Source organism: Streptomyces sp. NRRL WC-3742, from assembly GCF_000720635.1.
GTDB lineage: Bacteria > Actinomycetota > Actinomycetes > Streptomycetales > Streptomycetaceae > Kitasatospora.
Genome location: NZ_JOCF01000006.1, coordinates 120603 through 135640, shown reverse-complemented (window position 1 = coordinate 135640; position 15038 = coordinate 120603). Strand labels below are relative to the sequence as shown.

Genomic DNA, 15038 nt, shown 5'->3' with positions numbered 1-15038 from the left:
TTCAGTTCTCCCAACTGAGAAGCGGCGTGAGGTCACGGAGCATAGCGGCGGCGCACCAACGCGCCCCGGCATCCCGGGGGTTCAAGGCTTCCGCTGCGAGCCGTGCGGCAACGAACCCAGCTCGGGGCCCGGCGGTGGTGAGATCGACCGCCAAAGACCCCGCTACGTCCCAGTCCAACTTCCCGGCGCGTGCCAGCACCGCCGTTGAGTAGAGGTGCCTCACCTCCGAGTCATGAGCGAGCACACTGGCCACTGCGGCGGCCGAGCCACGCCCCGGCCGCTTGGCGAGGATTCCCGCAGCATTCACCCGGAGAAGGGGGCTCCCACCGTCGCTCATCCACTTGTGCAGGCGTGCGGTGGTAGGGATATCCGCCAGCGAGGCAATGACCAAGTCCGTGGCGTGCGTGGTCTGGACCGTCGTCAACGGGCCGCAGTCGCCCCCGGCCATGCTTGCCGTGAGTTCTCCCGCGATCTTCCCGTGAGTGGCGACCAGCGTGGACAAGCTGAGGAACGCACGTCTGTTCACCCTTGAGAGGCTAGCCTCGCCCGTCAGTGCCGTCAGCTCGCAGCCCAGTACGTGAGACAGGGCGGACAACCAACGAGGGCCTGGGATGCCCTTGTTGGTCTCCCAGCGCTTCAACTGGCCGAGGACCGTGTCATGGTCCTCCGGCGGTTTTCCTTCGTGCCGGCAGAGCGCCGCTGCCATCTGGGGGCGAGTCATGGGCTTTGCCTCGCGCAGGTCCCGGAGTAGATCACCGAATGCCACCCCTTCAGTTTGCCCCCAGTTCTGCCCCTTTCGTGGCCAATTCCTGTGAGCGCACTCTGGTCCTCCCGGGTCTTCACCTGCCCAACCCCAACGGAGGCGAATAGCGCCATGACCATGAGCGGACCGAGCCCGAAGGGCGCGGAGAAGGTCGCTCAGTCCCCCGGACGATCCGGGCGGCTGATCGGCGTTCCCCCTACCGCGCCGACGAAGCCCCTCACCCCGCCTGGGCCCCAGCCGGCGGCCGAGACTACCCCCGGCCTCCGGACTGCCAGTGCCCGGACCCCCGCTGCCGGGCCGAGCGTGCCCGCCTGGTGCGGGGCGCCGAGGCGGACGATGAAGCCGCCTGACTCCAAGGTCGCCCCCGGGACCAGCCGCGAGCCTACCCATCGTCAGGACTGCTCTGAGTGTCGCGACTTGGATGCAAGGGAGTGCGGTGCGTTGCGGGTGCGCGACCCCCACACCGGGCAGTGCTTTCGGGACTATTCGGAGCTGACGGACGTGGCCGTTCTTCGCGAGCGTCACGCGTCGTACTGCAAGTTCCCCCGGGCGGTGAGAGTGAGTGAACTCATTCCGGCATCGCCGGAGGCAGAGGCGGAGGCAGAGGCGGAGGGCGCCAACCGGGCCGAACCCCTGCCCGGCCCTAGAACCCGCTGAATCGGAATCCATGCGACCCCTCCGGGCCCGTACCCGGGAGCTGCAGCAACACGGCGCGCCGGAGTGGCGCGCGTTCTTCGAATAGGGACCCATGGTCAACCACAACCGCCCCCAGTCCGGCATGTTCGACTCCAGAGGCACTGGCCACCCGCCGCGTGAGGTGTTCTTGCCCGCGCACCGGGAGTGCGCCCCGACGATGAACCAGGCCGAGGTCGGCAACGCTCCGGACGTGCCGGTGCGGCAAGCCACCGACGATCTCCCCACCCCGATTGAGAGGGTGAGCGAGTAGTGGCCCGTGGCAGCATCGAAACGGTCATCCGGCTCTGCGACTTCACCGTGAACTCCAACCCGGCCGAGGACGTCATCGGTTGGGCCGAGTGCCGGGGTGACAACGGCACGTGCACATGGAAGAGCGGTAAGCCGGTGGCCGTCAAGGTGCTCGGGATCGACATGGCCAAGCACAACCGCGACATCGGCCACACGGCGTTTGTCCGACACCTCACGGACCACGTGACCGTCACCCCGGAGAGCCCGTCCCGCAGCTAGGCGCGGCACGCCTCGGGAAGCCGCACAGACACCCGCAGAGGGCCACGGACATGGGTCTCCGGCCGTCTGCGGGCCCGGCCCTACCCCCCCGTCATCCCTCCATGGGACGGGCAGGGCCCTCCCACAGACCCCCGTCCTTCTGGGCGGGTCATGCAAGGCAGTGCGCCACCGAGAAGAGAGGAACGAACCATGACCGTTGCGCTGGAAGCGCCTACGGAGACCGGGTTCCGTGACCCCCGCGCGCTCCTCAACGCGGTCCGACCGCACGTCAAGGAGCTGACGTACAACGTGTTCGAGGGGCCCGGCAACTCCGGCGACCTGTACGACCGGGAGATCGCGCTCCTGCTCCGCGACAACACCATGGTCCGCAACATGGCTGAGCGGATCTTGGACAACGCCATCGCGTACACGATCACCGCCATGGAACACCCGGGAGTGCACCTGGGCGTCGGGAAGGTCGTCGACATCGGGGTGCATCAGCTCCTGCTGGACACGCCCGTGTACTTCGCCATCTGCGAGGTGTACAACGCCGGGAAGTACAAGCACCACGCACCGTTGATCCAGCGACGCGGCGACGGGATCGTGATCCGCACCGCCGAGTTCCTGCGCGGCAACGGGTTCGACGCCGACGAGGAGCTGTGGGCGATCGACGGGGCGGACTGCTCCCCGTGCGACAACAAGGTGCCCGACAGTCACTGATCGAACGCTAGGGTGCCTCCGCCCCTCCCTGGGGGCGGAGGCACCCGCCTGCCAACTCTTCTTCAAGGGAAGCCCGTTGCCTGCACAGCACAACATCGAATCCGAGCGCGAACTCTGGGACACGTACGCCGCCGGCATCAAGGACGACGTGTTCGACACCGGGCCCGTCTTCCGCTGGACCCAGTACGCCGACCACGGGCCCGGGCCCGAACTGCTCGGGTCACCGACCAGCGCGCTGGAAATCGGATGCGGCACCGGCCGCGCGCTGGCCGCTCTGGCCGAACAGGGCGTGAAGGTCACAGGCGTGGATCTCTCGCCGGTCATGGTCGAGAAGGTCTCCGGGCGCTGGGGGCCGTCCGGCGTCCAGATCCACTGCGCCGAGGTCCTCGACTACCTGAGCAGCACTGACGAGACATGGGACGCGGTCTACTCGGTGTTCGGAGCGGTCTGGTTCACGGACCCACTGAAACTGTTCCCCCTCATCGCCTCCCGCCTGAACCCCGGTGGCATCCTGGCCTTCTCGCAACCCCCCGCCATCCCCGGTGCCTACGGCCCGCAGGGCATGTACAAGGGTGGTTTCGCCGGGAGGGCGCTCTACACGTACCGCTATTCCTACACGCCGCGCAGGTGGGCCGGCCTGCTCCTGCGGAGCGGGTTCGAGTCGGCGGAAGCCCGCGTGCTCGACGCCCCGACCGACGGACACATCGGGACTCTCCTCGTCACGGCGAGAACTCCGCGTGACTGACCGGCGAGTTCGACCAGCACGCCAACTGACTTGGTGGCGCCTCGCTACGTGTAGCGAGGCGCCACCGTATCGGGGGCGGAGTTGCCGGGGGTCGGATGCAGTGGGGTAATGGAAACGGCCTGTCCGCAAGCGACTTGGGAGTCGGACATGAGCGGTGGCCCCGAACCGATCAGTGCCGAGGGCCTGCGTGTGGCGCAGGAGGAGCTGGCGCGGTTGCGCGCCGAGCGAGGGAGGGTTTCCGGGACGCTGCGTGGGGAGGACGATGCGGTGGGCGACCGGGCGGACCAAGCGGACGAACTTCAGCGGGCCGACGATGTGGCCCGGCTGGAGGACCGGATCGCCGAGGTCGAGGGCCGTTTGAAGGAGGCCGCGGTGGCCGGAGCTCCGTCCACGACCGTCGTGGGCGTGGGCTCCACCGTCACTCTGCGCTTCGACGACGGCGAGGAGGAAGTCATCGAGGTCACGGAGCTGGCCGAGATCGGCGAGCGGACCCTCGTGACCTGGGACAGCCCGCTCGGCAAGGCCCTCCTCGGCCGCCACGCGGGCGAGACCGTCGCCTATGACACCCCGGCCGGTGCAGCCAGTGCCACCGTGCTGTCGATCGGCGGCTAGAGCGCGAGCTTGAAGCCTTCGTGGCTGCGCGCGTAGCCCAGCGACGCGTAGAAGCGGTGCGCGTCCTCGCGCTGCTTGTTGCTGGTCAGCTGGACGAGCGCGCACCCCCGGTCGCGGGCCCGAGCGGCCGCGAGTTCCATCAGCGTCCGGCCGAGCCCGCCACCCCGCCGGTCCGCGCGAATCCGTACGGCCTCGATCAGCGCGCGTTCGGCGCCACCCTTCCCGAGCCCGGGAATGTATGTCGCCTGGAGGCAGCCGATCACCGTTTCGTCGGCTTCGACCAGCACCAGCATCTCGTTGCGCGGGTCCGCCTCGATATCCGCGAAGGCCCGCTCGTGCGCCTCCCCGACGACGATGCCCGCCGGGTCGACCACCCGGTCCTCGTCCGCCAGCAGGGCCAGTACCGCCGGCAGGTCGGCGCGGGTCGCGGGTCGCAGTATCGGGAGAGGCGTGATCGGGAGAGGCATGGCGCACACCCTACCGGCCGCCTGATAAGCGCCGCCTATCAGGTCACAGGAATTCCCTCTTTGACCCTCGCTTCCGAATTCACCGAAACTGAATTCGGAAGCGAAAGTCCCCCCACCGAGACGAGATCCGATGCAGGCCCCCCGCTGGCTCCCCGCAGCCGCCGCCGTGGCCGTCGCCGCCTGGGGTGCCAACCAGTTCACCGCCCTCGCCACCGTCTACCGGGCGCGCACCGACTGGTCGGCCCTCGCGCTGGCCGCGATGTTCTCGGTCTATCTGCTCGGCCTCGCCCCCGGCCTCCTGCTCGCCGGGCCCGCCGCCGACCGGTTCGGCCGCCGCCGTACCGTACGGGCGGGCCTGGCGCTGTCCGCCGCCGCCAGTCTGCTGCTGGCCACCGGCCACGAGGGCGCGGGCTACGCCAGCCGCCTCGCGACGGGCTTCGCCGCCGGGCTGGTGTTCCTCGCGGGCGCGACCTGGATGCGTGAGCTGTCGACCGCGCCCCCGCAGGTCTCGTCCCGCCGGGCGATGTACGCCACCGGTACGGGCTTCGCCGCCGGAGCGCTGGCCTCCGGGGTGCTCGCCGAGTGGCTGCCCGACCCGATGACGGTGCCCGCGCTCGCCCACGCCGCCGCCTGCCTGCTCGTCCTGCGCGCCACCCGCGACGTGCCCGACACGGCCGCCGTCCGTCCTCCGCCGAGCAGCCACGTCGAGGCGCACCGGGCGGCCGTCACCCACCCCCGCTTCCGTTTCGTGGTGCTGCCCGCCGCCCCCGCCGTCCTCGGCGCCGCCACCGTCGCGTACGTGGTCCTGCCGCCCCTGGTGGCCGACCGGACGCCCGGCTACGCGCCGCTGTTCGGCGGTCTGGTCGCCGCCCTGACGCTGACCGCCGGTGTGGTCGCCCAGCCCTTCGCCGCCCGCCTGGACGACGCCCACAGCGCCCGGGCGACCCTCGGCGCGATGGCCGTGGTGATCGCCGGACTGCTGGTGGGCGCCCTGGCCGCCGCCCGGGACTCGGTCGCGCTGGTGGTCGTGGCCGCCGTCGTCCTCGGTACCGGGTACGGGCTGACGCTCGGCGCGGGCCTGCACGAGGTGGAGCGCCTCCACTGCGGCCCGTCCTCCGCCTCGCTCTACCAAACCACCGTTTCCGGTGGTTTCCTCACCCCGCTGCTGCTCACCGGCACCGCCGACCACGCCTCCTACCCGGCACTGCTCGTCGCCATGGCCGTCATCGGCCTGCTCTGCCTGGGCGTCACCGCCGCGCACAGCCGCCGTCACCTGCCGGAGCCTCCGAAGCGAGAGGATGCCTCTGTACAGAGCACACCAGCACAGGCCACACAGGCCACACCGACAGCGAGGAGCCATCACCGATGGGCCGAGTGACCGTCCCCCGCAGGGTGCTGCGGCTGCGCGAGGGCGTGCCCTCGCACCGCCCCGACACCCTGGCCGCCGAGGAGCCGATGGAGATCCGCGTCAACGGCCGCCCGCTGACCGTCACCATGCGCACCCCCGGCGGGGACTTCGACCTGGCCGCCGGTTTCCTGGTCAGCGAGGGCGTCCTGCACGCCGCCGACCACCTCGCCGCCATCCGCTACTGCGCGGGCGCCACGGCCGACGGCTCCAACACCTACAACGTGGTCGACGTCGCCCTCGCCCCCGGCGTCCCCGCCCCCGACGCCTCCCTGGAGCGCAACTTCTACACCACCTCCTCCTGCGGCCTCTGCGGAAAGGCCAGCCTGGACGCGGTGCGCACCACCGCCGCATGGAGCGTCGCCGAGGACAACCTGCGCGTCACCCCGCAGCTGCTCTCCGCCCTCCCCGACCGCCTGCGCGCCGCCCAGAAGGTGTTCGACAGCACCGGGGGCCTGCACGCGGCGGGCCTGTTCGACGCGGACGGGCGGCTGCTCTGCCTGCGCGAGGACGTCGGGCGGCACAACGCGGTGGACAAGGTGGTCGGCCACGCCCTGCGCGAGGGCCTGCTGCCCGCGCGCGGCACGGTGCTGATGGTCAGCGGCCGGGCCTCCTTCGAGCTGGTGCAGAAGGCGGTGATGGCGGGCATCCCCCTGCTCGCCGCCGTCTCCGCGCCCTCCTCCCTGGCCGTGGACCTCGCCGAGGAGAGCGGCCTGACGCTGGTCGGCTTCCTGCGCGGCGAGTCGATGAACGTCTACACCCGCACCGACCGCATCGAGACCGAGACCGGGACCGAGTAACCGGCATGCTTCTGCGCCAGCTGGAGTACCTCGTCGCCCTCGCCCGCGAGCGCCACTTCGCCCGCGCCGCCGAAGCCTGCCACGTCTCCCAGCCCGCCCTGTCCGAGGGCCTGCGCAAGCTCGAGGACGAGCTCAAGGTGCTGCTCGTGCGGCGCGGCCGCGCGTACGAGGGCCTCACCCCCGAGGGCGAGCGGATCCTGCGCCGCGCCCAACGCCTGCTCGCCGACCGGGACGCGCTGCGCGAGGAGGCCACGGCCCTGCGCACCGGCCTGAGCGGCACCCTGCGGATCGGCTCGGTGCCCACCGCCTCGGGCGCCGTCTCGCTGCTCACCGACCCGTTCTGCGCGGCCCACCCGCTGGCCTCCGTCGAGCTGCGCACCGACCTGCGCGCCGAGGAAGTCCTGCGTCGCGTACGGGACTTCGAGATCGACGCGGGCATCACCTACGCGCCGGAGAGCACCGAAGGCGTCCGCACCCACCCCCTGTACGAGGAGCGCTACGTCCTGCTGACGGGCGGCCCCGAGGAACCCGCCGCCCGCCCGAGCGCCACCTGGGCGGAGGCCGCGGAACTGCCCCTGTGCCTGCTGGAGCCGGGCATGCAGGGCCGACGGACCCTCGACGAGGTGTTCACGGGCCTCGGCCTGGCCCCGCGGCCCCGCGTGGAGACGGACTCCGTGGCCTCCCTCTTCGCCCATGTGCGCACCGGCCGCTGGGCGAGCGTGGTCCCGTACGCCTGGCTGCACGTGTTCGGCGTGCCGCCGGGGATGCGGGCGCTGCCGCTGGTCGAGCCGGTGCACGGCGCCCCGATCGTCCTGGTCGTGGCGGACCGCCGACCGGGCCCGGTGATGGCCCGCGCCCTGCTGGAGGCGGCCCTGCGCACCGACACCGCCACGGTCCTGGAACACCTGCCCTGAACACCTGCCCTGAACACCTGCTCCGAACATCTGCCCTGAGTCGCCGAACCCCACCCCCCGACGTAGCCTCGACCCCCGGGGGCCCTTCCGGAAGGCTGAGCACCGTGACCAAGCCCGATGACGAACAGGTCGGCCCCTCCCCCGACGGCGAGCCGCACGTCGCCCCGTACCACCACCCCGCCGCCGGCTGGGGCGCCGCGAAGAGCGTCACCCGCTTCCTGGCCCGCGAGGGCACGTACGTGGACGGGCCGCGCGCGGTGATGAAGATGAACCACGAGAACGGCGGCTTCGACTGCCCCGGATGCGCCTGGCCGGACGACACCAAGGGCCTGCACCTGGACATCTGCGAGAACGGCATCAAGCACGTCACCTGGGAGATGACCCGCAAGCGCGTGGGCCGGGAGTTCTTCGCCGCGCACTCGGTGTCGGAGCTGTCCGAGTGGAGCGACTTCGCGCTGGAGGACCAGGGCCGCCTGACCGAGCCGATGGTCTACGACGCGGCCACCGACCACTACGTGCCGATCAGTTGGAAGGACGCCTTCGAACTCGTCGGCTCCACCCTGCGCGGACTGGACGACCCCGGCAGGGCCGCGTACTACACCTCCGGCCGGCTCGGCAACGAGGCGACGTTCCTGTACCAGCTGATGGCCCGCGAACTGGGCACCAACAACCTGCCCGACTGCTCCAACATGTGCCACGAGGCCAGCGGCCGGGCGCTGCAGGCGTCCCTCGGCACGGGGAAGGGCACGGTCGACCTGGAGGACTGGGAGGTCACCGACGCGCTGTTCATCCTGGGCGTCAACGCGGCCTCCAACGCACCCCGGATGCTGACCTCGCTGGCCGAGGCGTACAAGCGCGGCGCGCAGATCGTGCACGTCAACCCGCTGGTCGAGGCGGCCGCGACCCGCACGATCATCCCCCACGACTTCACCGACATGGCGCTCAACCGGGCGACGCGCACCAGCACCCTCAACCTCCAGCCGCGCATCGGCGGGGACATGGCGCTGCTGCGCGGCATGGCGAAGGCCCTCCTGGAGCAGGCCGCGACGGACGACAAGGCGCTGGACCGGCTGTTCGTCGAGCGCCACACCTCCGGGTTCGAGGAGTACCGCAGGACCTGCGAGGAGACGCCCTGGGAGGAGATCGAGCGCCAGAGCGGCCTGGGGCGCGCCGAGATCCTCAAGGCGGCGCGGGTCTACCGGGAGGCGGACCGCTCGATCTTCAGCTGGTGCCTGGGCGTCACCCAGCACGAGCACGGCGTGGACACCGTGCGCGAGATCGTCAACCTCCTTCTGCTGCGCGGGAATCTGGGCCGCGAGGGCGCCGGACCCTCCCCGGTGCGCGGGCACAGCAACGTGCAGGGCAACCGCACCTGCGGCATCGACCACCGCCCGGCGCCCGCCTTCCTGGAGCGCCTCGGCGAGGTCTGCGGATTCACTCCGCCGACCGCCCATGGCCTGGACACGGTGGGCACCATCGAGGCGATGCGGCGCGGGGACGTGACGGTCTTCGTCGGCATGGGCGGCAACTTCGCGCTCGCCGCGCCGGACACGCCCTACACCTACGAGGCCCTGCGTGCCTGCGAGTTGACGGTACAGGTGAGCACCAAGCTGAACCGCAGCCACCTGGTGCACGGCAAGGCGGCGCTGATCCTGCCGTGCCTGGGCCGCACCGAGAAGGACCACCAGCGCGCGGGCCTGCAGTCCACCTCCGTCGAGGACTCGATGAGCATGGTGCACCTGTCGGTCGGCATGAAGCGCCCGGCCTCCCCGCAGCTGCTCTCCGAGCCCGCGATCGTCGCCGGGATGGCCCGCGCGGCGCTGCCGGACAGCTCGACGCCCTGGGAGTGGTACGTCGAGGACTACGACCGCATCCGCGACACGATGGCCGAAGTCCTGGACGGCTTCGAGGACTTCAACCGCCGGGTACGGTTGCCGCTGGGCTTCCGGATCAAGCAGCCGGCCCGCGAACTGGTCTTCCTCACCCCCTCCGGCAAGGCCGAGTTCTCCGCCGCCCCGCTGCCCGACGTCGTCCCCGCCCCCGGCACCCTGGCGCTGGGCACCATGCGCTCGCACGACCAGTGGAACACCACCATCTACTCGGACAACGACCGCTACCGGGGCGTGAAGAACCTGCGCACGCTGGTGTTCCTCAACCGGGACGACATGCGCGAGCGGGGCATCGCCGAGTTCGACCCGGTGGACGTGACCAGCACCGCCAGGGACGGCAGCAGCCGCTCGGTGCACGGCTACCTGGCCGTCCCGTACGACATCCCGCGCGGCTGCGCGGCCGGGTACATGCCGGAGATGAACGTGCTGTGCGCGATCGGCGACTTCAGCACGCAGAGCGACCAGCCGATCATGAAGCACCTCAAGGTGACCGTGACGAGCAGCCGGGCCGCCGGGAGCCGGTAGTACTTGGTCAGGTCAGGTCCGGACTAGTCGGTCGGCTGCGGCGTCCAGCGGTGCAGTCCCTTGCGGTCGTAGTACCGGGTCATCGCGAAGCCGAAGACGAGGGCCAGCACCAGGCCGACCGCGATCATCGCCCAGCCCCGGGCCAGGCCGGCGTCGCCCCGGGCGTCGAAGAAGAGGATCGCCCGGATGCCGTCGCTCAGTTGGCGCATCGGCTCGAACGCGCCGAGGAAGCGGTAGAAGCCGGGCACCGCCTGGAGCGGCACGGTCGCGCCCGAGGAGGGCAGGGCGAGCGCGATGAAGACGAACATCGACACCAGCTGCCCGATCCCGCCGAAGGCCGCGTTGATCGCCTGGACGCCGAGGCCCACGGCCAGGCTGGCGCAGTACGCGAAGAGCCAGAGCATCGCCGTGTGCGGGGCGTCCATGCCGAGGATGCCGACCGTGCAGAGCAGCACCAGGCTGGTGGTGACCAGCATGATCCCGGCCGTCATGACCATCTTGAGCAGCAGGGTCTGGGTGCGGCTGATCGGGACGGTCGGGCGTCGGGTGTGCCAGGGGCCGATCTCGCTGTCGGCGTAGCCGAGCGCGCCGTCGACGCCGCTGTGGATGATGTTGCCGCCGATGAAGGCGGTCAGCACGGCCAGCAGCGTGTAGTAGAAGGCGCTCAGGCCGAGGCCGCTGTGGCTGCCGATCGGGTGGCCGATCCGGGTGGTGACGGCGAACGGGTCGGCGAGCACCAGCCGGGCGACGGCACCGGTGTCCGGGCCGGTGGCCGTGGCGCCGGACGCGGGCGGGACGGCGGCGAGCAGGTCCTTGCCGGTGGCGAGCGATGCCTGATGGGCGGCGTTCTGGGCGATCTGAGCGGCGATCGAGGAACCGAGGCTGCCGAGACCGGGGTTGGTGAGGACGGTCAGGGTGGGCCGGTCGGTGGCCTGACCGGTCACCAGCGCGGTGACGGCGGTGGTGAAGTCCTTCGGGACGACCAGGGCGCCGTAGACCTTGCCGGAGGCGAGTTGCCGGTCGAGTTCGGCGCCGTCGATCCGCTTCCAGTCGACGGTCGTCCCGGGGCTCGCGGCCACCACGGCCTTGGTCAGCAGCGTGCCGACGTTCTCGGTGCGGCCGGGCGGAGGCGGGCCCTGGTCCTCGTTCACCAGGGCGACCGGCAGCCGGTGCAGGTGCCCGGTCGGATTGACGATGCCACCCATGTAGAGCAGCGAGAGGACGACGGCCAGCAGGCCGCACAGGATGCCCGGGAAGAGCCACAGTTTGGGCCGGCGCGCGAGCTGGAACGCCCGCGCCTGCCGGGCGGGCCCCTGGGAGTCCGTGGTAGCCATGCCATCCCTCGGGGTCGGGCACGCCTGGGCGCCGTGCCGATGCGGGTACGGCGGGAAGTCGTTCCGTGGCCGCCGCGTCGCCAAACCCGCCGTCACCCGGCCGGCCCCCCGGCCGGGCCCTGGCGGGCCGATCCTCCGGGCCTTCTCAGGAGGTGGCGGCCGCCGGGCAGAACTCGGCCTCCAGCTCGTGGGTGAAGACCCCGATCGGGGAGCCCATGGGGCCCTTGGCCCAGTCGCCGTTCACCTCGGTGGAGAGCAGGTGGCGGCCGTCGCGGCTGCCGAAGGTGTAGGACCAGGATCCGTTGATCGCGCCGCCCATGCCCCAGACCGTGGTGCAGGACAGCTTCTGCGAGGCGACGCCCAGGCCGTACTGCGAGTCCTTGATCCAGTTGACCCCCGGGTCCAGCATCGTGAACATCTCGTTCTGCTGGGCCTGCGGCAGCAGCCGCCCCTCGAGCAGGGCGCGGAAGAAGGTGTTGAGGTCGCCGCTGGTGGAGATCATGTCGCCGGAGGCGTACCCCCAGGAGGGGTTGAGGTCGGTCACGTCGTAGCTCGGGGCGGTGTCGACGTCCGTCGCCATCAGCTGGGAGTAGTGGCGGGCGTGCGGGCCGTGGATGCGCATGTCCCCGGCGGCCGGGACGTACGTGCTCCTCAGGTGCAGCGGGCCGGTGATCCGCGCGGTGATCTCCTGGGCCAGGCTGCGCCCGGTGACCTGCTCGACGATCATCCCGGCGAGCGCGTAGTTGGTGTCGGAGTACGCGAACCCGGTGCCCGGGGCGAACACCGGACCGTTGGCCACGGCGACCTCGACGAGCTGACGCGGTGTGAAGTCGTCGAAGCGGTGCTGCAGGAACGGCGTGCCGACGAACTCCTTCCCGAGCTCCGGGTCGCCGACGTAGTTGAAGACACCGCTGGTGTGGTTGAGCAGCTGGCGGACGGTGATCCCGGAGCCGTCGTAGCCGTTGCCGTCCAGCAGGCCAGGGAGCCACCGCTCGACGCTGTCGTCCAGGCTCAGCCGCTGCTCGGCGGCGAGCTGGAGGACGACGGTGGAGACGAAGGTCTTGGTGGTGCTGCCGATCCGGAAGCGGTCCTGGGGCTTCATCACGCGGCCGGTGGCCCGGTCGGCGGTGCCGGCCGTCCCGAACCAGGTGGAGTCGCCGTCGCGGACCTCGGCCCGGGCCCCCGGCAGGCCCGCCTCGGTCACCGCGCGGTCGAGCACGGCCTGGACCCCGGCGTGGCCGTTGCCCTTCGGCTGCTCGCCGACGGCGAAGGCGGCCGGTGCCGAGGCCAGCAGGGCGGCGGTGACGGTGGCGGTGACGGTCGCGCTGATCGCGGTGCGGACGGTGGTCTTCATGGTGGGCTCCCCGTGTGGTCGTTCGGTGTTTCGCTACGAGGAAAACCTTAGGCTTCCGTTCGCAGGTCCATCAATGCCATGCCTGCCCGTCAGACATGAACTTCCTGCTCAGAGCCACTGGTTCCTTGCAATGACCCTGTCGGCTAATGCAATCGGCTCGACGTCCGACTGTTGCAATGGAATACTCGGCGGCGACGAGAGGAGCCGCCCGTGCCAGGCGCCAGACTGACCCAGGAAGAGCGTCGCCTGATCGCCGCGGGGCTCACCGCGCGGCTGGGCTACGGGGAGATCGCCCGGCAGCTCGACCGCCCGACCTCCACGATCACCCGCGAGATCGCCCGCAACGGCGGCCCCTCCGGCTACCGCGCGGACAACGCGCAGCGCGCGACCGTACGGCGCTCCCGGCGGAGCAAGGCCCCCGCTCCCCGCGTACCGGAAGGGAGCGCGGGCGGCGCGGGCCACGCGCGCGGCGCGGGCACGGGTGACGGGCGCGACCAGGCGGCGGTGGAGGCGTACGCGACGCAGCTCGCCGAGCTGTTGGCGCAGCTCGGCATGCCGCGGATGGTGGGCCGGGTGCTCGCCTGCCTCTACGTCACCGACTGCGGCAGCCTGACCGCCGCCGATCTGGTGCAGCGGCTCGGGGTGAGCCCGGCCTCGGTCTCGAAGGCGATCGGCTACCTGGAGGCGCAGGAGCTGGTGCGGCGCGAGCGGCCCGAGGGCGAGAGCCGCGAGCGGTACGTCGTCGACGACGACATCTGGTACCGGGCGATGCTCGCGAGCGCCCAACGCAACACCGCGCTGGCCGAGTTCGCCCGCAACGGCGCGGACCTGCTCGGCGTGCGGACCCCGGCCGGGGCGAGGATGACCGAGGCGTCCGTCTTCCTGGAGCTGGCGGGGACGGACATCGTCCGCGCCGTCCAGCGCAGGCGGCGCGGACACTCCGGCTGACGGAACGCGAACCGCCCGCCGGCAGGGCCGACGGGCGGTCACAGGTACCGGAATCAGAAAGCGTTCCGCCACTGATCGGTCCGGCTGCTCGTCCAGACCGTCCAGTTCTGGTCGCACCGGCGGCGAAGCATCGGCCCTTCCCCCTCTTCTCGGATCACCGGAACACCTCGGCGTCGAGCGCGAACGACACCGGTATGACACCGGATGGAACCCTCCCCCTCGCGGGGTTCCATCCGGCCCTCCGACGCTTCTCGAACATCCGCGTCAGGCTTCCCCCGTACGCCCCCCACGGTAGGCCGTGGGCGGGTCCGGCAATCCGCATCGCGTCCTCGCCTCTGCGCACTCCGTCTCATGTCCGCTGTGCCCGCTCAGCGCCTGGCGGCGGTGCTCGCGCGGCGTGAGCCCGTAGGCGGCCTTGAAGGAGCGGCCGAAGTCGGAGGCGCGCAGGATCCCGCAGCGTGCGGCGATGACGTGGATGGGCACGGCGTGCAGCGCGGGGTCGGCGAGGTCGCGGTGCGCCCTGCCCATCCGCTGGCTGCGGATGAAGGCGGCGACGGTCTCGCCGTGGGAGTGCTCGCTGAACAGGCGGTGCAGGTGGCTGACGGAGATGTGGTGGGCGGCGGCGACCGCCGCAGGGGTCAGGTCGGGGTCGTGGAGGTTGTGCCGGATGAACGACCTGGCGCCCTCCACGGTGACCCGGTCCCGGGCGGTGGGCGACAGTTCGCCCAGGGCGTCCAGCTCCCGGATGACCCAGGCCGACACCAGGTCGACCAGGACCGTGCCGAGCCGCGCCGACTCCAGGGGCCGCAGCCGGGCCGCCTGCCGGTCGAGCCCGAGGAGGAACTCCGCCAGCAGCGCGCCCGTCCCCTGCCGTCCGCACCTGCCGCGCCCGAGCAGGCCGCGCAGGCGGTCCGGGGGCACCGGCATGAGCGAGGCGGGCAGGTCGATGCCGACACCGGCGACCGTTCCCCCTTCCCGGCCCGGCCCGTCGGCCCCGAAGTAGCGCAGGTCGTAGGAGTGCCAGCTGTCGATCATGACGAGGTCGCCCACCCTGACCTCGGCCTGGTCCCGGCCTCGGGACAGGATCTGGAAGCCGTCCGTGAGCACCGTCAGGTGGTACTGCTCCTCGTCCGCGCGTCGGATCATGCGCTCGGTGCGCCGGAACCGGGCCGGGGGGAACGACGTGCCCAGCAGGGCCGCCGGCCCCAGCTCGAACCGCCGCACCTCCGCCGTGAAATCCTCGATGGAGGCGACGGTCGCATCGCACACCCGTGTTCTGAGCAGCAGTTCCCGCCAGTTCTCGAAGCGCTCCCGCGCCGACAGGCCCCCGGCCTCGTTCCCCGCCACCACGGACCCCTCCTTCCGATTCGCCCCCGCCGG

Annotated in this window: 14 protein-coding genes; 9 read left to right on the top strand and 5 right to left on the bottom strand. The window is 71.4% G+C overall.

The annotated features are described in order from the left end of the window. Position 1: 1 nt before the first annotated feature. Entirely contained in the window at positions 2–526 is a 525-nt protein-coding gene (locus IH61_RS42570; RefSeq protein WP_158844675.1) for a hypothetical protein, read from the bottom strand. Positions 527–1708: 1182 nt separating this feature from the next. Between IH61_RS42570 and IH61_RS0105980 the strand changes: the two genes are divergently transcribed. The 4 genes from IH61_RS0105980 (at position 1709) to IH61_RS0105965 (ending at position 4022) form a co-directional block, all read left to right on the top strand. Further along, positions 1709–1966 (top strand): hypothetical protein, encoded by a 258-nt coding sequence (locus IH61_RS0105980; RefSeq protein ID WP_031066000.1) that lies wholly within the window; start codon positions 1709–1711, stop codon positions 1964–1966. A 189-nt stretch (positions 1967–2155) separates the two neighbouring features. Beyond that, complete coding sequence (locus tag IH61_RS0105975; RefSeq protein WP_031065998.1) at positions 2156–2665, top strand: hypothetical protein; 510 nt, start codon at positions 2156–2158, stop codon at positions 2663–2665. Between the two features lie 76 nt (positions 2666–2741). Next, a complete protein-coding gene (locus tag IH61_RS0105970) occupies positions 2742–3410 on the top strand; it encodes a class I SAM-dependent DNA methyltransferase (RefSeq protein WP_031065996.1) in 669 nt (222 codons plus the stop codon). A 147-nt stretch (positions 3411–3557) separates the two neighbouring features. After that, positions 3558–4022 (top strand): GreA/GreB family elongation factor, encoded by a 465-nt coding sequence (locus IH61_RS0105965; protein WP_031065993.1) that lies wholly within the window; start codon positions 3558–3560, stop codon positions 4020–4022. Here IH61_RS0105965 and IH61_RS0105960 read toward each other — a convergent pair. After that, complete coding sequence (locus IH61_RS0105960) at positions 4019–4489, bottom strand: GNAT family N-acetyltransferase (RefSeq protein WP_031065990.1); 471 nt, start codon at positions 4487–4489, stop codon at positions 4019–4021. The two genes, IH61_RS0105965 and IH61_RS0105960, sit on opposite strands and share 4 nt — an antisense overlap. Positions 4490–4619: 130 nt before the next feature. Here IH61_RS0105960 and IH61_RS0105955 point away from each other — a divergent pair, with 130 nt between their 5' ends. The 4 genes from IH61_RS0105955 (at position 4620) to IH61_RS0105940 (ending at position 10022) form a co-directional block, all read left to right on the top strand. Beyond that, entirely contained in the window at positions 4620–5867 is a 1248-nt protein-coding gene (locus tag IH61_RS0105955) for an MFS transporter (protein ID WP_063763142.1), read from the top strand. Then, positions 5855–6694 carry a formate dehydrogenase accessory sulfurtransferase FdhD gene (fdhD, locus tag IH61_RS0105950; RefSeq protein WP_031065984.1) on the top strand — a complete coding sequence of 280 codons (840 nt, stop codon included), beginning with the start codon at positions 5855–5857 and terminating at the stop codon, positions 6692–6694. Before IH61_RS0105955 ends, fdhD begins: the two co-directional genes overlap by 13 nt. A gap of 5 nt (positions 6695–6699) precedes the next feature. Continuing rightward, positions 6700–7608, top strand: coding sequence for a LysR family transcriptional regulator (locus IH61_RS0105945; protein ID WP_031065981.1), 909 nt, complete (start codon positions 6700–6702; stop codon positions 7606–7608). Positions 7609–7712: 104 nt separating this feature from the next. Beyond that, on the top strand, positions 7713–10022 hold the full coding sequence (locus tag IH61_RS0105940) for an FdhF/YdeP family oxidoreductase (protein WP_234327045.1): 2310 nt from the start codon (positions 7713–7715) through the stop codon (positions 10020–10022). Between the two features lie 23 nt (positions 10023–10045). Here IH61_RS0105940 and IH61_RS0105935 read toward each other — a convergent pair whose 3' ends face one another. Both IH61_RS0105935 and IH61_RS0105930 read right to left on the bottom strand, forming a co-directional pair. Continuing rightward, positions 10046–11356: a YhgE/Pip domain-containing protein gene (locus IH61_RS0105935; protein ID WP_031065975.1), complete on the bottom strand. Its 1311-nt coding sequence runs from the start codon at positions 11354–11356 to the stop codon at positions 10046–10048. Positions 11357–11501: 145 nt separating this feature from the next. Continuing rightward, entirely contained in the window at positions 11502–12710 is a 1209-nt protein-coding gene (locus IH61_RS0105930; RefSeq protein ID WP_031065973.1) for a serine hydrolase domain-containing protein, read from the bottom strand. Between the two features lie 210 nt (positions 12711–12920). Here IH61_RS0105930 and IH61_RS0105925 point away from each other — a divergent pair, with 210 nt between their 5' ends. After that, positions 12921–13658: a GbsR/MarR family transcriptional regulator gene (locus IH61_RS0105925; RefSeq protein WP_031065970.1), complete on the top strand. Its 738-nt coding sequence runs from the start codon at positions 12921–12923 to the stop codon at positions 13656–13658. Positions 13659–13922: 264 nt separating this feature from the next. On the opposite strand, the gene IH61_RS0105920 is transcribed toward IH61_RS0105925, so the two are convergent. Then, entirely contained in the window at positions 13923–15008 is a 1086-nt protein-coding gene (locus IH61_RS0105920; protein ID WP_199823274.1) for an AraC family transcriptional regulator, read from the bottom strand. Positions 15009–15038 lie beyond the last annotated feature (30 nt).

Coding starts and splice junctions, on each gene's coding strand:
- IH61_RS0105975 (WP_031065998.1), top strand. CDS start 2,156: ATGACCGTTGCGCTGGAAGCGCCTACGGAGACCGGGTTCCGTGACCCC.
- IH61_RS0105965 (WP_031065993.1), top strand. CDS start 3,558: ATGAGCGGTGGCCCCGAACCGATCAGTGCCGAGGGCCTGCGTGTGGCG.
- IH61_RS0105960 (WP_031065990.1), bottom strand. CDS start 4,489: ATGCCTCTCCCGATCACGCCTCTCCCGATACTGCGACCCGCGACCCGC.
- IH61_RS0105955 (WP_063763142.1), top strand. CDS start 4,620: ATGCAGGCCCCCCGCTGGCTCCCCGCAGCCGCCGCCGTGGCCGTCGCC.
- fdhD (WP_031065984.1), top strand. CDS start 5,855: ATGGGCCGAGTGACCGTCCCCCGCAGGGTGCTGCGGCTGCGCGAGGGC.
- IH61_RS0105945 (WP_031065981.1), top strand. CDS start 6,700: ATGCTTCTGCGCCAGCTGGAGTACCTCGTCGCCCTCGCCCGCGAGCGC.
- IH61_RS0105935 (WP_031065975.1), bottom strand. CDS start 11,356: ATGGCTACCACGGACTCCCAGGGGCCCGCCCGGCAGGCGCGGGCGTTC.
- IH61_RS0105930 (WP_031065973.1), bottom strand. CDS start 12,710: ATGAAGACCACCGTCCGCACCGCGATCAGCGCGACCGTCACCGCCACC.